24 protein-coding genes are annotated in these 23514 nt (G+C 69.1%); 15 read left to right on the top strand and 9 right to left on the bottom strand.

The genetic code is table 11. The features are described from left to right. Window positions 1–9: 9 nt before the first annotated feature. Complete coding sequence (locus tag QFZ26_RS12770) at window positions 10–360, bottom strand: metallopeptidase family protein (protein ID WP_307042670.1); 351 nt, start codon at window positions 358–360, stop codon at window positions 10–12. 307 nt (window positions 361–667) lie between these two features. On the opposite strand from QFZ26_RS12770, the gene QFZ26_RS12765 reads away from it, so the two are divergent. After that, the gene (locus QFZ26_RS12765) at window positions 668–1213 is read left to right on the top strand and encodes a hypothetical protein (RefSeq protein ID WP_307042669.1); all 546 of its coding nucleotides are present in this window, start codon (window positions 668–670) and stop codon (window positions 1211–1213) included. 163 nt (window positions 1214–1376) lie between these two features. Further along, window positions 1377–1781 (top strand): MerR family DNA-binding protein, encoded by a 405-nt coding sequence (locus tag QFZ26_RS12760; RefSeq protein WP_307042667.1) that lies wholly within the window; start codon window positions 1377–1379, stop codon window positions 1779–1781. 51 nt (window positions 1782–1832) lie between these two features. On the opposite strand, the gene QFZ26_RS12755 is transcribed toward QFZ26_RS12760, so the two are convergent. Together QFZ26_RS12755 and QFZ26_RS12750 are read right to left on the bottom strand one after the other, a co-directional pair. After that, entirely contained in the window at window positions 1833–2738 is a 906-nt protein-coding gene (locus tag QFZ26_RS12755; protein ID WP_307042664.1) for an oxidoreductase, read from the bottom strand. After that, a complete protein-coding gene (locus QFZ26_RS12750) occupies window positions 2735–3394 on the bottom strand; it encodes a DUF4386 domain-containing protein (protein ID WP_307042662.1) in 660 nt (219 codons plus the stop codon). Before QFZ26_RS12750 ends, QFZ26_RS12755 begins: the two co-directional genes overlap by 4 nt. 158 nt (window positions 3395–3552) lie before the next feature. Here QFZ26_RS12750 and QFZ26_RS12745 point away from each other — a divergent pair, with 158 nt between their 5' ends. The 6 genes from QFZ26_RS12745 to QFZ26_RS12720 all read left to right on the top strand — a co-directional run bounded on the left by QFZ26_RS12745 (window position 3553) and on the right by QFZ26_RS12720 (window position 9310). Further along, window positions 3553–4245, top strand: a complete 693-nt coding sequence (locus tag QFZ26_RS12745; protein WP_307042660.1) for a TetR/AcrR family transcriptional regulator — start codon at window positions 3553–3555, stop codon at window positions 4243–4245. A 282-nt stretch (window positions 4246–4527) separates the two neighbouring features. Next, window positions 4528–5601: a serine hydrolase domain-containing protein gene (locus QFZ26_RS12740; protein ID WP_307042658.1), complete on the top strand. Its 1074-nt coding sequence runs from the start codon at window positions 4528–4530 to the stop codon at window positions 5599–5601. 86 nt (window positions 5602–5687) lie between these two features. Beyond that, complete coding sequence (locus QFZ26_RS12735; RefSeq protein WP_307042656.1) at window positions 5688–6083, top strand: hypothetical protein; 396 nt, start codon at window positions 5688–5690, stop codon at window positions 6081–6083. Window positions 6084–6170: 87 nt separating this feature from the next. Next, complete coding sequence (locus QFZ26_RS12730; RefSeq protein ID WP_307042654.1) at window positions 6171–8132, top strand: acyl-CoA dehydrogenase family protein; 1962 nt, start codon at window positions 6171–6173, stop codon at window positions 8130–8132. A gap of 120 nt (window positions 8133–8252) precedes the next feature. Then, the gene (locus QFZ26_RS12725; protein ID WP_307042653.1) at window positions 8253–8651 is read left to right on the top strand and encodes a hypothetical protein; all 399 of its coding nucleotides are present in this window, start codon (window positions 8253–8255) and stop codon (window positions 8649–8651) included. A 23-nt stretch (window positions 8652–8674) separates the two neighbouring features. Then, complete coding sequence (locus tag QFZ26_RS12720; RefSeq protein WP_307042651.1) at window positions 8675–9310, top strand: HDIG domain-containing metalloprotein; 636 nt, start codon at window positions 8675–8677, stop codon at window positions 9308–9310. On the opposite strand, the gene QFZ26_RS12715 is transcribed toward QFZ26_RS12720, so the two are convergent. The 3 genes from QFZ26_RS12715 to QFZ26_RS12705 form a co-directional block, all read right to left on the bottom strand. Then, on the bottom strand, window positions 9311–10183 hold the full coding sequence (locus QFZ26_RS12715; protein WP_307042649.1) for an alpha/beta fold hydrolase: 873 nt from the start codon (window positions 10181–10183) through the stop codon (window positions 9311–9313). It lies immediately after the preceding gene. Window positions 10184–10249: 66 nt separating this feature from the next. After that, window positions 10250–10507, bottom strand: coding sequence for a zinc ribbon domain-containing protein (locus QFZ26_RS12710; protein ID WP_307042647.1), 258 nt, complete (start codon window positions 10505–10507; stop codon window positions 10250–10252). 116 nt (window positions 10508–10623) lie between these two features. Next, window positions 10624–11418, bottom strand: coding sequence for an SDR family NAD(P)-dependent oxidoreductase (locus tag QFZ26_RS12705; RefSeq protein WP_307042645.1), 795 nt, complete (start codon window positions 11416–11418; stop codon window positions 10624–10626). Between the two features lie 178 nt (window positions 11419–11596). Between QFZ26_RS12705 and QFZ26_RS12700 the strand changes: the two genes are divergently transcribed. From QFZ26_RS12700 to QFZ26_RS12690, 3 genes are read left to right on the top strand one after another with little or no spacing between them, the layout of a single operon-like run. Then, window positions 11597–12202, top strand: a complete 606-nt coding sequence (locus QFZ26_RS12700; RefSeq protein ID WP_307042643.1) for a dihydrofolate reductase family protein — start codon at window positions 11597–11599, stop codon at window positions 12200–12202. A gap of 50 nt (window positions 12203–12252) precedes the next feature. Continuing rightward, window positions 12253–12582 carry a YciI family protein gene (locus tag QFZ26_RS12695; RefSeq protein ID WP_307042641.1) on the top strand — a complete coding sequence of 110 codons (330 nt, stop codon included), beginning with the start codon at window positions 12253–12255 and terminating at the stop codon, window positions 12580–12582. After that, window positions 12579–13811 (top strand): RNA polymerase sigma factor, encoded by a 1233-nt coding sequence (locus QFZ26_RS12690; RefSeq protein WP_307042639.1) that lies wholly within the window; start codon window positions 12579–12581, stop codon window positions 13809–13811. Before QFZ26_RS12695 ends, QFZ26_RS12690 begins: the two co-directional genes overlap by 4 nt. Window positions 13812–13840: 29 nt before the next feature. Here QFZ26_RS12690 and QFZ26_RS12685 read toward each other — a convergent pair whose 3' ends face one another. Next, on the bottom strand, window positions 13841–14716 hold the full coding sequence (locus tag QFZ26_RS12685) for an RNA polymerase sigma-70 factor (protein WP_307042637.1): 876 nt from the start codon (window positions 14714–14716) through the stop codon (window positions 13841–13843). 130 nt (window positions 14717–14846) lie between these two features. On the opposite strand from QFZ26_RS12685, the gene QFZ26_RS12680 reads away from it, so the two are divergent. Beyond that, complete coding sequence (locus tag QFZ26_RS12680) at window positions 14847–16835, top strand: hypothetical protein (RefSeq protein WP_307042635.1); 1989 nt, start codon at window positions 14847–14849, stop codon at window positions 16833–16835. Between the two features lie 7 nt (window positions 16836–16842). Here QFZ26_RS12680 and QFZ26_RS12675 read toward each other — a convergent pair whose 3' ends face one another. Together QFZ26_RS12675 and QFZ26_RS12670 are read right to left on the bottom strand one after the other, a co-directional pair. Next, on the bottom strand, window positions 16843–17736 hold the full coding sequence (locus QFZ26_RS12675; RefSeq protein ID WP_307042633.1) for a TerC family protein: 894 nt from the start codon (window positions 17734–17736) through the stop codon (window positions 16843–16845). A 55-nt stretch (window positions 17737–17791) separates the two neighbouring features. After that, window positions 17792–18316, bottom strand: coding sequence for a dihydrofolate reductase family protein (locus tag QFZ26_RS12670; protein ID WP_307042631.1), 525 nt, complete (start codon window positions 18314–18316; stop codon window positions 17792–17794). Window positions 18317–18506: 190 nt separating this feature from the next. Between QFZ26_RS12670 and QFZ26_RS12665 the strand changes: the two genes are divergently transcribed. The 3 genes from QFZ26_RS12665 (at window position 18507) to QFZ26_RS18895 (ending at window position 23514) form a co-directional block, all read left to right on the top strand. Continuing rightward, entirely contained in the window at window positions 18507–20867 is a 2361-nt protein-coding gene (locus QFZ26_RS12665) for a beta-N-acetylglucosaminidase domain-containing protein (protein ID WP_307042629.1), read from the top strand. 90 nt (window positions 20868–20957) lie between these two features. Further along, a complete protein-coding gene (locus QFZ26_RS12660; RefSeq protein WP_307042627.1) occupies window positions 20958–21656 on the top strand; it encodes an SDR family NAD(P)-dependent oxidoreductase in 699 nt (232 codons plus the stop codon). A 253-nt stretch (window positions 21657–21909) separates the two neighbouring features. Next, a complete protein-coding gene (locus QFZ26_RS18895) occupies window positions 21910–23514 on the top strand; it encodes a right-handed parallel beta-helix repeat-containing protein (protein WP_373460719.1) in 1605 nt (534 codons plus the stop codon).

The raw sequence follows: 23514 nt of genomic DNA, 5'->3' as shown, positions 1-23514 counted from the left end.
GAGCGCGCCCTACGCCCAGCCGAGCTCGTGGAGCCGAGCGTCGTCGAGCCCGAAATAGTGACCGATCTCGTGCACGAGCGTGATGTGCACCCGCGAACGCAGCGCCTCGAGGTCGGCGCTGTGCTCCTGCAGGTTGTTCTTGTACAGCGTGATGCGGTCGGGAAGCTCACCGAAGCCGTAGACCCCTCGCGTGGTCAGCGGATGCCCCCGGTACTGACCGAAGAGCCGCGGCCGCTCCCCCACCGGCTGGTTCTCGACGACGATCGCGACGTTCTCGACTCCACGCACCATGTCGTCGGGAAGCGCGTCGAACGCCTCCGAGACCATCCGCTCGAAGTCCTCATCGGAGATTTCGACCATCTCCCAATTGTGGGCCGGCAGACCTGGCGCCGCGAGCTCGCTCGACTCGTGGAACGGAATCGCGCAAGCCGACGCGGGCCCTAGAGTGATCGCAGCGCCATCCCTGCGTACGAATCGGAGACCCATGAACCTCGCAAACCGCCGCCTGCCTGTCCTGGCGACGGTCGCTGCCGTGCTCGCGCTGGCCGGGTGCACGCTCGGCCCGTCACCCGTGCCGACCCCGACACCTGACGCGGCCGACTCCGCTACCGCGAGCCCCACGCCGACTGCGCAGCCAGACCCGCTCACCACCGTCACCGAGATCGTGGTGCGCCCCGAACAGCTGGAGCTCCACGACGCCCAAGGCGTCCAGGTTGCCACGCTGTCGTACGACGCCGAGGCGTCGGCGTTCATCGGTGCGCTCTCGACCGTGCTGGGGGCCGCCCCCGAGCAGAGTGAGTACACCGCCAGCATGGAGACGCCTGCGAGAACGGAATACACGTGGGAGGGAGTACATGCCAGCGATGACCACGAGGAAGTCATCTCCCCGAACGGACTCGGGGGGTACGGCCCGTTCGACATGAACGTGAGCGTGATGTTCACCGCGCCGACCGTTGGCGATGGTGTTGCCGTGCGCACCGTGAACGGATACCGTCCGGGCGGCGACGCGCAGGCACTCGCCGCCGAGCTCGGCGAACCCTGGTACGGCAATGGAAACGACCAAGTGCGCGTCGAGACTGGCGAGCCGATCGGTGAACAGCAGCCCTACAACGACTACGAGAATGCCTACTCGGTCGCAGTGAACACCTGGGAGTGGCACGGCGCCTCCAACTCGATTTTCGCGCCGTGGAACTTCGGCATCGGACATGTCTGATCGCCGATGACGCCACTGCCGCGGAGCAACGATGCGCATCGGACACGCCTCGGGTACGTGATACTCACCACGTGACCAGGCCGCGCACCGTTCGCGGAGCGGCTCGAAGCATCCTGGAGCTTGCAGCCGGTACGTAGGTACCGATTTACCCTTGCACGTGCTCATGACCGTCGCCGTCCCGCCCGCGCATGTGCCGGTACTCATGCGCGAACCCGACCGCAGCCTCGGCGGTCACCGCCTCTACGACGACGACGCGGTGCTCTTGCTCCGCGTCATCAAGGCCGCGCAGGCGCTCGGCTTCACGCTCGATGAGGTTTCCGCACTCATCGACACCGGCTCGCACGCGCACCGGCGCCGGGCGGATCTGCACGAGCTCGCCGAGGCGAAGCTCCGTCAGGTGCGGGAGAAGATCGCCGCATTGGAGCAGATCGAGCGCATACTCGTCGACGTGCGCGGGGCCGGATGCAGCGATCTCGCCACATGTGCGCTCGAGGACAATTGCCCGATCCCGTTCGCACCCATCGCCGACCTCGTCTCGAGCAATGGCGAAGACGGCCCAACCCGTTGAGCGCGGCTGATCTCTCTCGGGTGGCGCGACCTGCGCATCAGCGGCCGAGATCTAGAGAGGAAAGCCGATGCCGGTGAGCTCCTCGGACGCCACCCAGAGTCGCGTGGCGGTCGCGACATCCGCGGCCTCGTCGGAGCGGCCGACGAGCACCGGCGAACCGGTCATCTCCCGGCGGCCTCCCGGGCCCGCGTAGCCGGCGCCGGGCATCGGCTCGGTCGCCGCGTAGAGCGTCGGGGCAGCTCCGCTCGTGGCATCTTGCGCGAACAGGCGCACCGCGACCTTTGCCACCGCCGCCAGAATCAGGTTCTTCTTCGAGCTCGACCCGAGGTTGGTGGCGGCCATGCCGGGATGCGCGGCCGTCGCCAAGACGTGCGACCCCGAGGCATCCAGCCGCCGTTGCAGTTCGAGCGTGAAGAGCAGGTTCGCGAGCTTCGACTGCCCGTAGGCCGCCGAACCCCAGCCGTATCGCCGGGTCGTGAAGTTCAGGTCGTCGAAGTCGATCGTGCCCGCTCGGTGCTCACCGCTGCCGACGGTCACGACGCGGCCCGTGATGTGCGGGAGGAGCAGGTTGGTCAGCGCGAAGTGGCCGAGGTGGTTGATGCCGAAGTGCAGCTCGAAGCCGTCGGTCGTGAGGCCGAACGGCGGCATCAGCACGCCCGCGTTGTTGACGAGGACGTCGATGTCGCCGGTCCACTCGGCGGCGAACCGGCGCACCGACGCGAGGTCGGCGAGGTCGAGGCGGCGCACCTCGGTGGAACCCTCGACGTCGGCCGCGGCATCCCGGCCCCGCTGCTCGTCACGAACCGCGAGCACGACGTGTGCTCCGTGTCGGGCGAAGGCGCGGACGGCTTCGAGGCCGATGCCGCTGTTCGCGCCGGTGACGATGATGGTCGCGCCATCGAGGCGGGGCATCCGCTCGGCCGTCCAAGCCGGCTGGGTTGCCGTCGTGGCGGTCATGATTGCGACGCGAACGTGCGGAGCGCGACCGGTGCGGGCGGTGCGGTGATCGCCGCCGGGGCGAAGCCCTTCGCGATGAGCCAGACGGCGAAGAACAGTTCGAAGAGCCCACCCGGGACGGTCGACACGAGGCCGGCGCCGGCGAACCCCAGAAGCTCGAGGATGCAGCCCAGCGCGAACGACGCGTAGCCGACGAAGCCCCACACTGCGAGGAAGCGGGGCACGAGGCGCGACCGGAAGAGCGCGACGCAGAAGAAGAGACTGCCGATGCCGAGACCGGCCATCGCGACGTTGTAGGCGAGGAAGTTGCCCGCGACGGCAGTGGCTGAGAGCGTGAGCAGGCTGATGACGCCGATGGCGAGCACCACCCCCTCGAAGATGCGGGTGGTGAGGTAGCCGACCGCGATGACCGGCGTGCGCGGCCGAAGGATCGGCAGCATGAGCACGCCGATGGCGATGACGGCGGCGGAGTTGAGCAGCATCATCACCGCGCCGGCGATCAGCGGGAGGCTTGCGTCGCCGGCGGTGGCGGCGGTGGCGGTGGCGCCAGCGCTCGTCGCGAGCATGCTCCCGATTCCGTAGAGGAGGAAGGCGCTCAACATGAGCACCCCCACCCGGCGTGCGGTGAGCCGTGCCGGGTTTCGCGTGGTGTCCATGGTCGACCTGTCTCGAGGAGTGATCAACCATACGGTGTATGGTCGGTTGGGTCGAAGGTACCATACGGTGTATGGTTTCGTCTACGGGACGATCACGGATGGCCGACAGGCCGAAGACCGGAGGCGCAATGCCAGGCGGGCCAAGCGAAACAGCGACAGTGACCAGGGAGCCGGTGACGCGCGAGCGAGCAGTGCGGGTCGCGGTCGAACTCGCCGATGCGGGCGGAATCGAGTCCGTCAGCATGCGCAAGCTCGCCGCGGAGCTGAGCATCACGCCGATGTCGCTGTACTACCACGTGACCGACAAGGAGGACATCCTCGACGGGATGCTCGACGTCGTGTACTCCGAGATGCACGTGCCCGGGCCCGGCGTCGAATGGAGGACGGCCATGCTGCAACGCGCCGAGTCCACGCGCGCGGTGCTGGCGCGGCATCCGTGGGCCATCAGCCTCGACGCACGCACATCGCCCGGCCCGGCGACCCTCGGGCATCTCGACGCGACGATCGGCGTGCTTCGAGCGGCCGGATTCTCGATGCCCCTCGTCGGCCACGCGATGTCGTTGCTCGACAGCTACGTGCAGGGGTTCGCCATGCAGGAGGCGACCCTGCCCCTCGACGCGTCGGGCGACATCGGCGCCGTCACCGAAGACATCATGGCGCAGCAGGAGATGATGTCGGACGCGTTCGCGAACCTCGCCGAGATGGCGGTGACGCTGATCCTCCAGCCCGGGTACGCCTATGGCAACGAGTTCGAGTTCGGGCTCGAGCTGATCCTCGACGGCATCGAGAAGGTGCATCGCCGGGAGGTCGAGGCAGCTGGCCCCGACGCGCCACGCGCCGTCACTCGGTGAGCGGCAGGCGCCGCCATCCACCCGCGTTCTGGGGCTGCCCGGCCCAGAAGCGCGAGCGTACTGTCGCTTGAGGGCCGGTCACACCGTCGACCCGTCGTGAGGACGGAGCCGACCATGAGCGCGCAACGACGAGTGCGAGGCGCGAAAGGCCGACTGCGGGTGCATGCAGCAGCCATAGCGGCGCTCGCGCTTTCTTGCGGCATCGCGGGGTGCACCGCAACTCCCGCCCCGACGACTGCCTCGACCCCGCCGACCGCCTCCACCACCTCGCTCGACCCTGCCGTGCGCGCACAACTCGAGGCCGCCCTCGATGAAGGTTTCGCGGCATCCGGAATGCCCGGCGTGACCGTCGCACTGTGGATCCCCGGCCAGGACGAATGGGTCGCCACTCGAGGCGTCTCGGATCTCGCCTCGAACCTGCCGATGGACCGTGCCAACCAGTCGAAGATCGGGAGCATCACCAAGACCATCGTCGGCACGGTCGCGCTGCAGGTCATCGGCGACGGAGAGGCCGGGCTCACTCTCGACCACACGATCGACCGGTGGTATCCCGACTTTCCTGAAGCGAACGCGATCACCGTGCGCATGCTCATGAACATGTCGAGCGGGATCGGCGGCCCTGGCCAGGCACAACTGGACCGGATCTGTGCCGATCCGTACTCGACGATCACGCCCGATGAGGTCATCGCCATCGGCGCATCCACACCCCGCGAGGCCTACGCACCCGGCGAGGGCTTCGCCTACTCGGGGTTCAACACCTTCCTGCTCGGACGCATCCTCGAACACTCGACGGGCACCGATCTCGGCACGCTGATCGACGAGCACCTGATGGAGCCGCTCGAGATGACGCGAAGCCGCTTCGCTCCCGATGCCGTGCTGGCGGAGCCGTTCAACCGGGGCTACTCGGGATTCTGCGCCCAACTCCCCCAACCCACCGACACCACCGACTGGACAAACCACGAGTCCTGGGCGGCCGGCGCCATGCTCTCGACGATCGACGACCTCCATGCGTGGGGGCTCGCGCTGGGTGAAGGATACGGACTCACCCCCGAGCTGCGGGCCGCCCGCATCGACGACCTCGCACCAGGCACCAGCGCCGCGGGGTACGGGTACGGGCTCGGCGTGGGGGTGCACATCGACCCGGTCTCCGAATGCCTGCTCGACCTCAGCCACAGTGGAGCCGAACCGGGATACGGCGCGCATGTGCAGTACTTCGCGGGCTCCGGCGCGGTCCTCGCGCTCATCGGCAACGGAGACGGCGGTACCGGCGAGGAGTTCTTCAAGGTCGTCGCGGCGCTCGTCCCGGTGCTGCCGACATCGGTGGCCGCGACGTCGAGCACCGCATGTCTCGAGTAGCGGACGCAGTGCCGGCAGCCGCCCGCCGCGTTGACGCGCCGCGGCCGCAGGCGTAGACCTGAGGCATCCGAGAAGGAGGTGCCGTCATGGCAAAGGATCTCTTGGTCACGCTCAAGGACCAGCCCGGTGAAGGGGCTCGACTCGGTGAGGCCCTCGGCGACGCGGGTGTCAACATCGAGGGCCTCTGCGCGTTCATGGAGGGCGGAACGGGCATCGTCCACATCCTCGTCGAGGACGTCGCGGGCGCCAAGGCGGCGCTCGACGGCGCCGGCATCACGGTCGACGCCGAAACCGACGTCATCGTCAGCCCGCACCTACCCGAGCCCGACATCGACACGCCAGGCAGGTTCGGTGCGATGGCGCGCGCGATCGCCGAGGCGGGTATCAACATCAACCTCGCCTACGTGGCCTCCAGGAACCGCGTCGTCCTCGCGACGAGCGACAACCAGCGGGCCACACAGCTGTTGCAGTCGATGATGTAGCGCGCCCTGACAGGGGAACGCCCGCGCGGGGCGACTCGCCCGGGCGAAGGCGAGCGCGTAGATTTGGCGCAACACGAGGAGGTTCGCGTGAGCGCCATCCGTGATTCCGCCATCCCACCTGTCGAGCACGTCGACGAACAGCAGTCGCGCGCCGTCGCCGAAGCCGCCCGCGAACAGGAGTGGCGCAAGCCGAGCTTCGCGAAAGGCCTCTACCTCGGGCAGTTCGACCTGTCGCTGATCCATCCGCACCCTCGACCGCAACCCGACCGCGTCGAGCGCGGCGAGAAGTTCCTCGCCGACCTCGAGTCGCTCCTGCGAGAAGTCGACGTCGCGCGCATCGAGCGTGAGTCGCGCATCCCAGACGAGACCTTCCAGGCGCTCGCCGAGATCGGCGCCTTCGGCATGAAGATCCCGATCGAGTACGGCGGCCTCGGGCTCGGGCAGCACTACTACAACCGCGCCCTGGTGATGATCGGTTCGGTCAACGCCAGCATCGGTGCGCTGCTCTCGGCGCACCAATCGGTCGGCCTGCCGGAACCGCTCGTGCTCGCGGGCACGGAGGCGCAGAAGCGTCAGTACCTGCCCCGTTGCGCGACGGGCGCCATCAGCGCCTTCCTGCTGACCGAACCCGAGGTCGGCTCCGACCCGGCCCGGCTGCGCGCCACGGCGGTCCCGAGCGAGGACGGCTCCGAGTACGTGCTCGACGGCACGAAGCTCTGGACCACGAACGGCGTCGTCGCCGAGCTGCTCGTCGTGATGGCGCGGGTGCCCAAGTCCGATGAACACCGCGGCGGCATCAGCGCGTTCATCGTCGAGGCCGACGCCCCGGGCATCACCGTGCACCGCCGCAACGCCTTCATGGGCTTGCACGGCATCGAGAACGGGCTCACCTCGCTGCGCAACGTGCGCGTGCCGCGCGACAACCTGATCGGTCGTGAGGGCGAGGGCCTCAAGATCGCGCTGACCACCCTCAACGCCGGGCGGCTCGCGATCCCGGCGATCTGCGCGGGCACCGGCAAGTGGAGCCTGAAGATCGCGCGCGAGTGGTCGCGAGCACGCGTGCAGTGGGGCCGACCCGTCGGCGAGCACGCCGCGGTCGCGCACAAGGTCGCGTTCATCGCAGCAACGACGTTCGCGCTCGAGGCAGTGGTCGACCTCTCGGGGATGCTCGCCGACGAGGGCCGCAAGGACATCCGCATCGAGGCGGCGCTCGCCAAGATGTGGGCCTCCGAGATGGGATGGCGCATCGCCGACGAGCTCGTGCAGATCCGCGGCGGCCGCGGCTTCGAGACGGCCGCGTCGCTCGCTGCCCGCGGCGAACGCGCCGTCGGCGCCGAGCAGGTGCTCCGTGACATGCGCATCAACCGCATCTTCGAGGGCTCGACCGAGATCATGCGCCTGCTCATCGCGCGCGAGGCGGTCGACGCGCACCTCAAGGCCGCCGGCGACCTGATCGACCCGCACCTCGACATCGCCCGCCGGCTGAAAGCGGCGGCCTCGGCGAGCGGGTTCTACGCGCGTTGGCTGCCGCAGCTCGTCGCCGGCAAGGGCGACCTGCCCACCTCGTTCGACCAGTTCGGAGCACTCGCTCCCCACCTTCGCTACGTCGAGCGGACGAGTCGCAAGCTCGCCCGCGAGACCTTCTACGGCATGGCGCGCTGGCAGGGCGGCCTCGAACGCAAGCAGGGCTTCCTCGCTCGCGTCGTCGATGTCGGCGCCGAGCTGTTCGCCGTGTCGGCGTCGTGCGTGCGTGCGGCGATGATCGCCGCCGACACCCCCGAGCATGGCAAGTCCGCGTACCAGCTCGCCGACACGTTCGCGAAGCAGTCGCGCGATCGCGTCGAGCGGCTGCTCGACGCGCTCTGGCACAACACGGATGCCGCCGACGAGCGCCTCGCCGCCCTGGTGCTCGACGGGCGCTACACGTGGCTCGAAGACGGCATCCTCGACCCCAGCGAGGGCACGGGCCCGTGGATCACCGAGGAGGTACCGGCCGACGCCGCCGACAACGTCGCGCGCCGCGTCATCCGGCCGACGACGGAGCCGTGACGCCGACGCGGTTTCGCCGGTCGCATGCCCTGCTGGCCGGCTCGCCGACGGTGCTGCCCCGGAGAGACTTCCGTGGAGCGCACGGATGCCGCCACGACTCGTGCGACCTACTGTGCTGCCATGACATCTGAACTCGGCGAACGCGCTCCCGAAGCGCCCGCACAGAAATCGAGCCCGCTCGCGCGAACGCCGCTGTGGGCCCGCATCACCGTCCCCGTCGTCGTCCTCATCGGCGGGGCGGCCGTGGTCGTGGGCGTCTCGGCGGCCAGGTCCCAGCCGCCAGCGACCGTGGAGTCCGCGTGCCGGTCGGCGATCGAGGCCACCTTGGAATCGCGCGGCCACACCGACATCGACGTGTCCCGGTCGTTCCAGGTCACCGAGGCCGACGGTGCCGACCGCGTGTCGGGCTCCGTGACCTCCGTCGACGAGTCGGGTCACGTCGACCACGCCTTGGTCCGCTGCGTCGTTCGAATCCAGGGCGACTCGATGCGGGTCGTCAGCGCGCGCCTGTCTGATTGAGGCGGGCGAGAAAGGGATGCGGGATGAGTGGTCGCGGCATCCGTTCGGATCGCGAAGTGGGAGCTGCGCTGCTCGGCATTGCACGGGAGGAGCCCATCCCGTCGCGCGCGATCCGTGACCACGGGATCGTCGATTCCGTGCCGGAGCTCGAGGCGCTCGCGGTGACGCCGCAGGACCCGCGCTGGCACCCCGAGGGCGACGTGCTCGTGCACTCGCTGTGGGCAGCCGATCTCGCTGCGACATACGCCGACGAGCGCGGCGTCGACTCCGACTGGCGAGCCGTCCTGGTGCTCGCGACCCTGTTCCACGACCTCGGCAAGCCCGACACGACTCGAAGGATGAACGGGCGCATCACCTCGCACGGCCACGCCGAGCACGGTGCCGAGCTGATCCGCTCGATGGGGCGCCGCCTGGAGCTTCCTCGCCCACTCGTGAAGGCCGCCTCCGCCATCGCCGAGACGCACATGGCGCACGTCTCGGTGCAGGGCGAACCGTCGGCCAAGGCGGTGCGCCGGCTGCGCGAACGACTCGAGGCGGCGGGCACGTCACTCGACGACTGGGCCGTCGTCGTGCGTTGCGACGGCGAGGCGCGCGGGTCGGCGGCACGCCCCGACGCATCCGTGCCATGGCTGCGCGTGGCACGCGCGCTCGAGCGCTGATCACGCCGTGCGGGCCACCGCCTCGACCACGGCACCCCACGCTGCCGGCGGCAGCTCGTGCCCGCCGCCGGGGAGCGACACGAACCGCGCCCCCGGGATGTCACGCGCGAGCGCTTCACCGTTCCCGATCGGGAACACCGGGTCGGCGGTGCCGTGCACGACCGTCGTCGGCACCCGGATCTCGCCGAGCCGCTCCCGCCAGCGCGGAGCCGGCTCGATGACCTCGGCCCGGCCCTCGTCGCGGTGCATTCCGGGCGATCGGCGAACCGTGTCCGCCCAGATCGCGCGGTCGTGCGCCACGTCGAACTCGTCGCCGGCATAGTCGCGGTCGACGTCGACGTGGTACTCGATCACGGCGTCGGGGTCGCTCCAATCGGGCTCGGGCGGCGGGTTCGCCCACGCCTCCTGCATGCGGGCGGTCGCACCGGGCAGGTCGGGATCGGACTCGAACATCGTCGGACTGGTCGACACGAGGGTGAGCGCGCGAACCCGACCGGGGTGGTCGAGCGCGGCGAGCTGCGCCACCCATGCGCCCGCCGAGAAGCCGAGCCAGTGCGCATCAGTGGCGCCTGCGGCATCCAGCACCGCGATCGCGTCGTCGACGGCGACCGTCAGCCCGTCACGGCGCGTACCCGGCGGGCCCAGCGTCGTCTCGCCCATGCCGCGCTGGTCGTAGCGCACCACGCACAGCCCTCGATCGACGATGAGGTCGCAGAACTCGGGTCGCCACCAATCCATCGAGCTCTCGCCCCCGGCGACGAGCAGCACGACCGGATGTCCCGCCGAACCGATCGCCTCGGCCGCGATCTCGGCGCCGTCGGGGCGGGCGACCCGCAGCGATCGAACCTCAGCCCGGTGCATCCGCTCGCTCATGCCCTTCAGCATGCTCGGTGCGCGGACGTCGCGCCACGGGTGCGACCACGGCAGCCGCTCCCCGGGTCAGCTCATCTGCCGGTTCTGCGCCGCCCACTCGACCCCGTGCGTCGCCTGCTCCCTGGTGAGCGGGGTCATGCCGCCGCAGTTCGAACACACGACGAAGTACTGCCGCGACACCGTGAACAACGGGATGAAGAAGACGGAGAACCTCGTCGCGCGCTCGACCACGTCCTGCGATGCCCGGGTGCGGCAGTACTCGCAGACGAACGTCACGACCGTGAGCACTCGCTCGCGGGGCCACGCGCCGAAGATGAGGAGCATGCTTCGATCGTGACGCGGTCGCCCGGATCCGGGCAGGGGCTTGCGCCGCAACCCCATGCCACTCGTCCACCGCCGCGGCCGCCGGCTCCGAGGTGACGGCACGCGCGGCATCCGCCTCAGTCGACGAGCGCTCCCGCCGACAGGTTCGCGATCGCCCCCGTCATCGAACCCGCACGATCGGATGCCGCGAACGCGAGGTACTCCGCGAGCTCGTCGAGCACCGGCAGGCGGCCGAGCAGCGTCATGGCGGCCAGGCCGCTGACGAACTGGTCCATGGAGACGCCGTTGGCGTCAGCAGTGCGGCCGAACATCTCGCGCGTGTACGAGGTCGCGAGCGCATCCGACATCGCGTGCGGACGCACGCAGACCACCCGTACGCCGTCAGGCCCGAGCTCGCCGGCGAGCGCGCGCGAGAACCCCTCGAGCGCGGCCGATTGGGCGGCATTGCCGATGAGCCCGCGGCCGGTGAGCCGCGCCCCGGGGGTCGAGATCGTGAGAATCACGCCGCTCCCCTCCGCGATCATGCGCCGCGACACCGCCTTCGCGGTCACGAAGTTCGTCTGCAGGTACCCGACCACGGGATGCAGGTAGTCGTCGAGCGACGTCTCGGCGATCGGCAGGCCCTGCACGTGGTCGAATCCCACCGCGTTCAGCGCGATGTCGATACGGCCGGCGGCATCCACCACCTCGTCGACGTGCCGGTCGACCGCCGCCTGGTCCATCGCGTCGACGACGGCGATCGAGACATCCGCCCCCTCGGCTCTGGCGGCGGATGCTGCAGCCTCGAGTCGCGGCAGGCTCCTGCCCGCGAGGAAGAGTCGTGCGCCCTCACGGGCGAACACGCGCGCCGCCGCGCCTCCGATCGAACCGCCACCGCCGTGGATCACGGCCACCTTCTTCTCGAGCAGCATCGCGCCGCCTCCATTCCCGTCATCTCGTGTTCGCTATGTGCAACCTAATGGTTGCAGGAATTAGGTTTTCGTGCAACCCATTGGTTGCGAAACAGGAATTTCTCCTCGAGCTGTCGGATCGCGGCACCGCTGTTCGTAGCAAGAGTGAGGTCGCCCGCGAGGGGCGACGAGGAGGGCAATGACCATGAAGCTGATCACCAACACCCAGATCACCGTCGACGGCGTGATGCAGGCGAACGGTGGGAACAACCCGGAGCTCGACCCAGGGTTCGAGCGCGGCGGGTGGGCGCTGCCGCTCGGCGATGAGGAGTCGATCGGCTACATCGCCGAGTGCTATCAGCGCGCCGACGCGTTCCTCTTCGGCCGGCGCACGTACGAGCTCTTCGCCGGCTACTGGGGGGTCAAGGACGCGCTCGACAATCCGTTCTCCGGCGCCCTGAACACCCGTCCGAAGTTCGTCGCGTCGAACACGCTCAGCGAGGCCACGTGGGCGGGCACGACGGTGCTCTCCGGCGACCTCGAGGCGGCCATCCGCGAACTCAAGGCCAGGCCCGGCGGCGAACTGCAGGTGCACGGCAGCGGGCAGCTGATCCGCTGGCTGCTCGAACGCGAACTCGTCGATGAGATGACGCTCATCGTCTGCCCCGTGATCGTGGGCGCGGGCACGCGGCTGTTCCCTGACGAGGGCCGGGACTTCGCCCTCGAGCTGCTCGAATCACGCACGTTCCCGACGGGCATCACCGTGCAGAGGTATCGGCCGGGCGGGCGCCCGCAGTATGCGTAGCCGGCAGCACAGGAGCAAGATGGCCGTGAACCCCATCGTGGAGGTGTGAGATGCAGTACCTGGTTTCCGTGATCGACGACCGGAGCAACTCCGGCACCCCCGAGGAGATGGTGGCGATCGACCACTTCAACGACCGCCTCCGGGCGGGTGGCCACTGGGTGTTCGCGGCCGGTCTCGCCGCGCCGAGCACGTCGACGGTCATCGACGGCCGAGGCGAGCACCCGGTGTTCACCGACGGACCCTTCATCGAGTCGAAGGAGCACATGGCCGGCTTCTGGATCATCGACGCCCCCGACCTCGACGTCGCGCTCGGCCTCATGGCCGAGGGGTCGAAGGCCTGCAACCGCCGGCTCGAGGTGCGACCGATCCTGGCCGCGTGAGCCCGATCGACGCGCGCGCGGCGATCACCCGTGCCCACCACGAGGAGTGGGCACGGGTGGTCGCCTCACTCGCCAAGCGCTTCAGCGACCTCGACATCGCCGAGGAGGCCGCAGCCGAGGCGTTCGCGACCGCGGTCGAGCGGTGGCCCGCCGACGGGGTCCCGCCGAACCCCGGTGCGTGGCTCACCACGACCGCCAATCACAAGGCGATCGACCGGATCCGGCGCGAGCACAAGCGCGTCGACAAGCACCGGGAGGCGCTGATGCTGACCGACGACGACCCGCCCGAGCCGCTCGGCGCCATCGACGACGACCGGCTCCGGCTGATCTTCACCTGCTGTCACCCCGCGCTGGCGATGGAAGCACGCGTGGCGCTGACGCTGCGCATGGTCGGGGGCCTGACCGTGCCCGAGATCGCCCGCGGCTTCCTCGTGCAGGAGAGCACCATGGGACAGCGCATCACCCGCGCGAAGGGCAAGATCGCGGCGGCGGGCATCCCCTACCGGGTGCCGTACACGCGAGACCTGCCGGCGCGCATCAGCGGCGTGCTGGCCGTGCTGTTCCTCGTGTTCAACGAGGGCTACCTGGCGACGGGCTCCGACACCGACCCAGTGCGCGCCGACCTGACCGCCGAGGCGATCCGGTTGACGCGCCTGATCCGCACGCTGCTGCCCGATGACGGCGAGGTGGCCGGACTGCTCGCCGTGATGCTCCTCACGGAGGCTCGTCGCCCCGCCCGCGTCTCAGCCGACGGCGAGCTCGTCCCGCTCGGCGAGCAGGACCGAGGCGCATGGGACGAGGCACTGATCGCCGAGGGGCACCGGCTCGTGCGCGACCGCCTGGACTCCGGTGCCCCTCCTGGTCGCTACCAGCTGCTCGCGGCGATCAACGCCGTGCACACCGACGCACTCGACGCCCGCGACACCGACTGGTCGCAGGTCGTCGCCCTCTACGACCAGCTGGTCCGCCTCGATCCCTCGCCGATCGTCGCGCTCAACCGCGGCATCGCGGTCGCAGAGCTCGAGGGTCCGGATGCCGCGCTGGAGGTCATCGACCCCCTCGGCAACGCGCTCGACGGGTATCACGCCTTCCACGCCACTCGCGCCGAGCTGCTGCGCAGACTGGAACGCCGCGAGGAGGCGCGCACGGCATACGACCGGGCCATCGCGCTCGCGGGCAACACCGCCGAGACCGCCTACCTGTCACGCCGTCGCGACGAGCTCTCCTGAGTGGGGTGCCGGCGTCGCCCGCGCTCGTCTCACCGCGCCAACTCGGCGGCCGCCCCCATCCAGCCCAACTTCTCGGGGTTCGCCATCGAGTAGATGCGGGTGATCCGCCCGTGCTCGACGCTCAGGCTCACGACCCCCGCCATCCGCCCGTCGAGTTCGACCCGGATACCCGGCTGCCCGTTCACCCACGCCGGCGCGGCGAAGTACCGGCCGGGGTACTTCGCGAGCCCGCCGACCAGGTACCTCGCGATGCGGTCGGCGCCGATGATCGGGCGAAGCGCGGCACCCCGCACCTTGCCACCGCCGTCGGCGACCGACACCACGTCGGGCGCGAGCACGTCCATGAGCCCCTGCACGTCGCCCGTGTTCAGCGCGGCCACGAATCGCTCGACCGCCTCGGCGTGCTCCGAACGCTCCACCTCCATGCGCGGCCGCCGAGCGGCGACATGGTCTTTCGCCCGGTGCGCGATCTGCCGCACCGCCGCCGGCGACTTGTCGACGGCGACCGCGATCTCGTCGTACGGAACGTCGAACACCTCGCGCAGCACGAAGACCGCGCGCTCGGTCGGCCCGAGCGTCTCGAGCACGGTCAGCATCGCGATCGAGACGCTCTCGGCCAGCTCGACGTCGTCGGCGACATCCGGCATCGTGAGCAGCGGCTCGGGCAGCCACTCCCCCACGTACGACTCGCGGCGGCGCGACACCGTGCGCAGGTGATTCAGCGCCTGGCGCGTGACGATGCGAACGAGGTACGCGCGCGGGTCGCGCACCTGCTCCTGTGCGGCATCCGCCCATCGCAGCCAGGATTCCTGCAGCACGTCTTCGGCGTCGGCCGCCGAGCCGAGCATCTCGTAGGCGACCGTGAAGAGCAGGCTGCGGTGGGTGACGAAGGGATCGTCGGTCATGCTACCGAGCCTACGACGGCCTGCTGCCGCGTTGCTTCTTCGGGCCCGACCTCTTGCCAAGCGGACGCGTCGTGCGGCACCCCCGGACTGGAGGCAGTGGCCGGCGGCGCCCACGCACTACGCTCGCCACATGACGGCCGCGAGGGACGCGGAGGACTCCGCGCTCGGCGTTGAGATACGGATCCACGGCATGGGCGACCATCGGCCGATGGACTCGATCGGCAGCGGACCCGTGGTCGCATCGAGGTTTCCCCGCGGACCCGACACGATGCTCGCGCCCGAGCTTCCGAGCAGCCATGAACTCCGGTTGCTCAACTGGTCGCGCACATCACGTCGGCACGCCCGCGGCGCCATCTGGTTCGCGGCGCTGCCATTCTCTCTCGTCAACGTCGCCGGCCAGATGGCCGACGCGCGCGAGGGTGTCACGCCATCGGCGAAGAACCTCGCTCTCGTCGTCTGCGTGAACCTGGTCGGTCTGCTGGCGACGCTCACGGGACTGTTCTGGTTGCTCCTGATCGCCGAGACGGTGCTCGACTACCTCGCGGCGGGTGGTCGCGAAGGCATCGGGCAATGGACGGTGATCTTCGTCTTCGTGGCCTACGCGATCAGCATCGTCATCCGTCACGCGTACCTGCACCGCCGTTGGAGGGCCCGCCGGCAGGTCGGAGGAGTGGGTGACGGCGAGCGCGGGGTCAACTTCTGGCTGACGGGGCTGCACGTCCTCTCGGTGCTCGTCGCCGGCGCGCTGGTCGTGGCCTTTCCGCCGACCCGTTTGCGGGTGCCATCGCCCGAATACCTCGCGCTGTTCACGTATCCGCGGCCGCACGACCCATCGGACCGGATGGCCGCCGAGGAGTTCTGTCGGCGTGCCGCCACCGACCCGTCCTTCGACACCTACGTGAATCCGGTCAACAGCTGGATCGTCGGATCGGTGCTGCTCACCGGCATCATCGCACTCGTGCTCGTCGCCCTCTCGTTCGGGCGCAGGGAGACCCCGAAGCGAACCGAACTCGCCGGCGCGGCCATGGCGCTCTCGGCGGCGATGGGGCTGATGCATGCGCTCGGCGGGTCCCTTCGCCTCGCGATCGAGTGGATCCTGACGTACCTCGACCGGTTCGACCTCTTCGGCTGGTTCGACCGTGCCACCGGCCTCCGGGGTGGACGCACGTACGTGCGGGGAGCGGATCTGGGCTGCGACGTCGCCAGCGGCGAGTGGCTGCCGAACAGCTTCGCCGGCTTGGCCGTGCTCGGCCTGCTCGTCTTCGCGGTCACCTTCGGGCTCACCAACCTGGTCGGCGCGGGCAAGGCCGGCGCACCGGCATCCCTTCGACTCGTCGACGTGTGGCGGTACACGCATCGTCTCGTCGCGAGCATCCCCTCACGGCTCGGTGTCACGGTCGTGATCGCCTGGCTGCTCTGGACCGGCCTCTTCGTGCTCCTCGCGCTCTGGAGGGCCCGCGGTGGGGCCGGCTCGACCCTCGCGGTCGTGCTCGTGGCCCATGCGGGCGCGATCGTGGTCGTCCTCTTCCTGTTCTTCAACGGCACGGCGCGCCGCCTCGGATCGACCGTCGCCGACATCATCGGATTCTGGCCGGTGCGCTGGCACCCGCTCTCCGGGCGGTCCTACCGTGCACCGGTGCTGAACGGGATCAGGGACGAACTGAGCCAGCTCGAGGGCCGCCGCGTGCTCCTCGCCGGGCACTCGCAGGGCTCGGTCATCGCGGCGTGGTTCGTGGGCGTGCATGGCACCCCGGAACGGAAGGTCGACCTCGTCACCTGCGGGTCACCGTTGTACTCCCTCTACGCGCATTTCTTTCCCGCGTACTTCGATGCGACGTTCTTCGGGAGGGTCAGAGACCATTCAGCCGGGTGGGCGAACTTCTGGCGCGAGACGGATCCCGTCGCGACGCCGATCACCGAGGCCGCCTTCCGTGATGATCCGCTCGACGACCCGCCCTGGGGCGAGAAGTCGATGAACGTGCAGATGGACCAGGAGGAACTCCGCGACATCCGCGCATGGAACCGGCCCGCGAACCACGGCAACTACTGGGCGGATCCGATCCAGCGCGGCTATGTCGCGGGGCGCCTGAAGCCGCAGACGGCTCAGCAGGACGAATAGACGGCGCTCAGCCGAGCCCGGCGCGCTCCTCCGAGACATCCGCTTCGCCCTCGACCGGGCGGTTCGAGAGGCCGACCGAGCCCCGGCCCGCACCCGTCGAGAGCGCGGCCGACACCGCGACGGACTCGTCGACGTCGGGGTACTCCGGGCGCAACTGCACGGCCTGCTGACGCCGGTGCTCGCGCTTCGCCTTGCGTGCGGAGGCGATGAGGTTGAGTGCCTCGACGAGGATGGCGAACGCCATCGGCGCGTAGATGAGCGCCTTGTCGATGTGCACGCCGAAGCCCTCGGCGATGAGGAACACGCCGATCAGCAGGAGGAACGACAGGGCGAGCATCTTCACCGTGGGGTGGCGGTTCACGAACGTGAAGATGAACCGCGCCGCGAACAGCATGATGCCGAACGAGAGCACGACGACGGTGACGATGACGACGAGGTTCTCGGTCATGCCGACGGCCGTGATGACCGAGTCGAGCGAGAAGACGATGTCGAGCGCGAGGATCTGCGCGAGCACCGAGGCGAAGGTGATCTTCTTGGGCGCCGCGCCGTGCTCCTCCTCGGCTCCCTCGAGCTTGTGGTGGATCTCGGTGACCGCCTTGTAGACGAGGAACAGCCCACCGGCGATCAGGATGAAGTCCTTCACCGAGAAGCCCATGCCGAAGAGCTCGACGACGTCGTCTTTCAGCGTGATGATCCAGCCGGCGAAGAACACGAGCACCACCCGGATCACCATGGCCAGGGTGAGCCCGAGGTTGCGTGCGCGGGCCTGCTGCTCTTTGGGCAGCTTCGACGCGAGGATCGAGATGAAGATGACGTTGTCGACGCCGAGCACGATCTCGAGCACGAACAGCGTCACGAAGACGGCGATGAGGTCGGGGGTGAAGGTCAGTGAGAAGTCCACCCGCTCATGCTAGATGGCGATGCCCGAGCGGATGCCTCGGAGTCCCCGCAGCTCGTTATGCCGGCGCGTACCTCGCGGCGATGATGCCCGAGTCGTAGGTCTGCGCATCGAGCAGTCGCAGGCTGACCGGATGCGGCGTGCGCAGCCGGTCTCGGGCATTGCCCACGATGAACGGATGGATGCCGGCGTGGATCTCGTCGACCAGGCCGGCGTCGACGAGCGTGGCCGCCAGCCCGCCGTAGCCGTGCGAGATGATCGACTCGTACCGCTCGCGCAGGCTCCTCACCGCCTCGGCCACGTCGCCCTCGATGAGCGTCGCGTTCCAGTCGAGCGGGCCCGACAAGGTCGTCGACGCGACGAACTTCGGGAGCGCGTTGTAATGCGCCGCGAAGCCGCGGTCATCGGTCTGCGCGGGCCAGTACTCGCGGAAGAACTCGTAGCTCTCCCGGCCGAGGAGCACCGCGTCGGCACCGAACACGAGCGCGTCGGAGGCCCGCTGCACCCCCGGGTCCTCTGGATCGAACCACTGCTCCATCTGGTCGAACACCCCGTCGAGTGTCATCTCGAATGAAATCGTCACCCTTCCCATGCGCCCCAGCCTCCTCCCTTCCTGGCTGGATGTCACCCTCCGTCGCCGCTCGCGGCGAGCAGCCGGCGTGGCCGGTCTCTTGACGCATCCCATGGCATCGCCTAGTTTCGTATTCACTTAGTTTACTGGGTTAACAAAGTTAACGAAGTTGTCACGAGGGTCGTCGAGATAGTTGGAGGCAATGATGCAATCAATACGGAAGACGCTGGCTTCGGCAGGAATCTGCGCCGTCGCGCTTGCCGGAGCACTCGTTCCGCTCCCGGCGGCGGCGGCCCCTCCAGCCGGTGCCCTGCCGGCGGTGAGTCCGACACCGCAGTCGATGACTCGGGCCGGTTCCGACATCACCGTGCCGGGGCGCGTCGAAGTCGTCGTCGACGCCGGCACCGACCCCAGTGCCCTGTCAGCGCTGCGAGCGACCCTCGACGAGCACGGCGTCGACCGTATCGACGAGCGAGCCAGCGCCTCAGGCCGGGCGCCACTCACGATCCAGCTCGGCGCAGCTTCCCGGGCCGACATCAGCTCCACGCTCGGCGCGACGGAGGTGCCGTCCCATGCCGAGGGCTATGCGGTCCGGGCCGACGCAGCTCGAGGGCCCCTCGGCACCATCGCACTCGGCGGTGTCGACCCGGCCGGCCAGTTCTATGCGGTGCAGACGCTCGAGCAGTTGTTCGTCCCGAAGGACGACGGCGGCTTCCGCGTGGCGGGCGCCTCGATCAGCGACTCCCCGTCGATGCCGCTGCGGGGAACGATCGAGGGATTCTACGGTGAGCCGTGGACGCACGAGGAACGTCTCGACCAGCTCGAGTTCTATGGTGACGTCAAGGCGAACACCTACATCTACGCGCCGAAGGACGACCCGTATCACCGTGATCGCTGGCGTGAGCCGTATCCGGCCGACAAGCTGGCCGAACTCGGCGGGCTCGTGCAGACGGCGACCGACAACCACGTGCGCTTCACGTTCGCCCTCTCCCCCGGCAACACCGTCTGCTACTCGAGCGACGCCGACTACCAGGCGCTCGTGACCAAGCTGCAGCAGATGTACGACCTCGGGGTTCGTGCCTTCAACATCCCGCTCGACGACATCGACTACGGCCGTTGGCACTGCGACGCCGATCGCACGGCGTTCGGCGCACCGAGCGCGCGCACGGCCGGTGTGGCCCAGGCGACGTTCCTCGACCGCGTTCAGCGGGAGTTCGTCGAGACGCACGAGGGCGTGTACCCGCTGCAGATGGTGCCGACCGAGTACTACAACACGACCGACTCGGGCTACAAGACGGCCCTGCGCGGAATGGACGAGGACATCGTCGTGATGTGGACCGGTGAGGGCGTCGTGCCCCAGGAGGTGACGGTCGAGCAAGCCGAGAAGGCCGCCACCGTGTTCGGCGGCCCGACCTTCCTCTGGGACAACTACCCGGTCAACGACTACGGCCAGACGGCCGGGCGCCTGCTCCTCGCGCCCTACGACAAGCGCGAGGCCGGCCTCGGCGAGTACCTCTCGGGCATCGTCTCGAACCCGATGAACCAGGCGGCCGCGAGCAAGATCGCGATCTTCGGCGTCGCCGACTTCACGTGGAACGACGAAGCGTACAACGCCGAGCACAACTGGTCGCAGGCGCTGCAGTACATCGCCGGTGAGGATGCCCCGACAAGCGCTGCGCTGCGGGTGTTCGCCGACCTCAACCACCTCGCCCCGAGCTTCGGGGCGCCGTGGCAGCCGCAGTCGCCGGAGCTCGCCGCTCGCATCGCCGAGTTCTGGGAGCGCTGGGACGCCGATAAGCGGGTCGAGGCGGTGGCGGATCTCCGCGCCTACGCCCAGTCCATCGCCGACGCCCCGGCAGCGATCCGCTCCGGTCCGACCGACGCGGCGTTCCTGTCGGACGCGAGCCCCTGGCTCGACGCGACCGCCCTCTGGGGCCAGTCGACGGTGCAGCTGCTCGACGCCGTGCAGGCTCGGATCGACGGCGACGACGCGACATCCGACGAGCTCGCCGCCTCGGCGAAGGCCACGGCGGCACAGGCCGCAGCGGTGGTCGTCGACCCGCCCGACAACACGTGGGGCACGGCGAAGGTGCGCATCGCCGACGGCGTGCTCGACGTCTTCCACGGCCGCATCGGGTTCACGCTCGCCATGTGGGGAGCCGGTGACGTCGTCAACGTCGCACCTGCCGGCACTGCGTCGGCCTCGAGCACCGAGGTCCCCCGGTTCGGACCCGAGAACGTCAACGACGACGACCCGTCGACCCGTTGGGCCTCCGGGTACAGCGACGACTCATGGGTGCAGGTGAAGCTCGCAGAACCGACGGTCGTGCGCGGCATCACGGTCAACTGGGAGGCGGCCTGCGCGACCGCCTACGAACTGCAGACCTCGACCGACGGCACCACGTGGAAGACGATTCGCACGGTCGACGACTCGACCTGCGCTCTCGACCTCTACACCTTCCCCGAAGACGAGCCGGTGCAGTACGTGCGGATGCAGGGCATCGACCGCAAGACCACTTGGGGCTACTCCATCTGGGAGCTCGGCGTGTACGCGGCGGGCTGATCCTCGCCGGTGGGCAATCGGGTGCCCTCCCGCTCGTGCAGAGCGGGAGGGCACCTGTTCACTGTCGGTGCGGCAGCGCAGGATGAGAGCATGCATGGAACCGTCGTGGTCACGGGTGGAGCAGCCGGGTTGGGAGCCGTCATCGCCGACACCGTGCTCGCGAAGGGTCGAGGGGTCCTCCTCGTCGACCGCGACCAAGCGGCAGCGGCGGCGACGTCGAACGAGCTCGAGGCCAGGCACGGGTCGCCGGTACCGGTCGTCGACGCCGACCTGTCGACGGTCGAAGCAATTCACGCCGCGGCCGACTCGCTGCTCGAGCGCCCCGACATCACGGCACTCGTCAACAACGCCGGCGACTGGTCGATCGGCGCGCAGTATCCCGACGCCGATCCCGGTCATTGGCTGGCCGCGCTGACGCTCGACCTCATCGCGCCCATGCTCCTCACCCAGCGGCTCTGGCCGCGGCTCGCAGCGGCGCACGGAGCGGTCGTGAACATCGGCTCGAGCGCCGGCGAGGGCGATGAGCCGTACGCGTCGCCTGAGTATGGAGCGGCGAAGGCCGCCATCCGGCGCTACACGAGCTCGCTCGGCGACCGGGCCGATGTCCGGGTCATGGCCGTCGTTCCCGGCTGGATCGGCCTCGAGCGTGCACGCCGGCAGTTCGCGGCGCTCACGCTCGACCAGCAGCGCGCTGCCGGGCCATTGATCCCGCCGCAGCAGATCGCCGACCACGTCCAGCGCCTGCTCGAGCGCGGACGCGCGGGCGAGATCGTCGAGCTGCTCGGCTGAGCCGAGAGCAGCTGTGGGCGTCCTCATTCCACGACGAGCACATCACCGGCGCGCGCGTGCCGAACAGGCGGAGGGCACCCGCATGCGCGTCTCACGGTTTGCTGTGGCATCCCCGCTGAACATCGGAGGTATTCTCCGCCGTTCATCGCCGAAACGTTGACGCTTTGGGCTTGACACCTCTAGCCTTGGCCGGAGAGATCGGATGTTTCATCCGAACCTCGATTCTCGACACACGCTGAACAAGGGAGTTCCAGTGTCAGATCAGGTCACCCCGACGAGCGGCGCGGCCCCTTGGGCGCGCCATTTCCTTCGGGCCATCGCCGGTGCGGGTATCGCTGCCATCGCGCTGTCCACACTTGCCGCGCTCCCCGCGCAGGCCGCCGAAGCCGTCACGGTCTTCGTCGCGACGAACGGGAGCGACGCGAATGCCGGCACCTCAGGCGAGGCGCCCGTCAAGACGATGACGAAGGCACAGGAACTCGTCCGCGACGCCCTCGCCGGCGGCGCCCCGGTGACCGTGCAGCTCGCCGAAGGCGAGTACTACCTCGACTCGACCCTCGCGCTGACCAACGCCGACTCGGGCACCGAGGCTGCACCCGTGCGCTGGGTCGGCGCGGGAAACGGCGCCACGATCAACGGCGGCCGCAAGCTCACCGGCACCTGGACGCCGACCGAGGCCGATCCGAGCGTCATGGTGACGGATGTCCCCGCCGGCGTCGATTTCGATGAGCTCTTCGTCGACGATGCACGCCAGGTCATGGCCCGATACCCGAACTGGAACGACAGCGCTTCCCGTCTCGAGGGCACGACGTCGATGGCCACGCTGAACTCCCGTTCGGCCGGCTGGTCGAAGCCGACAACCGGCTACGTCCGCGCCATGCATTGCCACGACTGGGGCAGCGTCTCCTTCACGATCGCCGGGCGCGTCAGCGACGCGCTCCAGTTGACGTTCGTCGGCGACAACAACCGTCCGCAGGACTGCAATGCCGCCCTGCCGATGAACTCCAACGCCGTCATGGTCGAGAACATCCGTGAAGAGCTCGACGCCGCGAACGAATGGTTCCTCGATCGCGACGCGAACAAGCTCTACCTCAAGCCCGCCCCGGGGGTCGACCTCTCGACCGCGACCATCGAGGTCGGCGAACTCGACCAGCTCGTCACGCTGACCGGCACTTCGTCCGCCGACCCGATCCACGACATCGCCTTCGAGAACCTGAGCTTCGAGCGCACCCACCGGACCCTCTTCAACAGCCCCTTCGTCAGCCTCTCGCGGGGCGACTGGTCGGTCGTCGCCAAGGGCGCCGCCTACCTCAAGAACAGTCGGGATGTCACATTCACCGACTCGACCTTCACCGACCTCGGCGGCAACGGCGTCTACCTCGAGGGATACAACAGCGGCACCGAGATCACCGGCAGCCGATTCGAGAACAACGGAGCCACCGACGTACACGTCGTCGGATCGCCCGCCGCTGTTCGCAACTACGCCGGCAACTACTTCACCACCCCGCCGATCGATGATCTCGGCAGCGCGGGCCGAAGACCGAGGATTACCCGCGCGACATCCTCATCGAGGGCAATGTCATGCGCAACAACGGTCGCTACGAGAAGCAGACCTCGTCCGTCAACATCGCCATGGCCCTCGACGTCACTGTTCGTGGGAACTCGCTGTCGGACAGCCCTCGCGCGTGCCTCAACTTCTCCGACAACACGTGGGGCGGGCACCTCATCCAGGACAACGACATCTTCGACTGCGTGCGGGAGACCGGCGACAACGGCTCGATCAACTCGTGGGGCCGCAGCCGGTTCTGGAAGACCGGTGCCGCGAACAACGCGTTCGCCAGTCTGGCCGAGGGCGTGA

The organism is Agromyces ramosus (assembly GCF_030817175.1).
GTDB lineage: Bacteria > Actinomycetota > Actinomycetes > Actinomycetales > Microbacteriaceae > Agromyces > Agromyces ramosus_A.
Note: the sequence above shows the minus strand (reverse complement) of the source record. Positions and strands in the feature narration are given on the sequence as shown.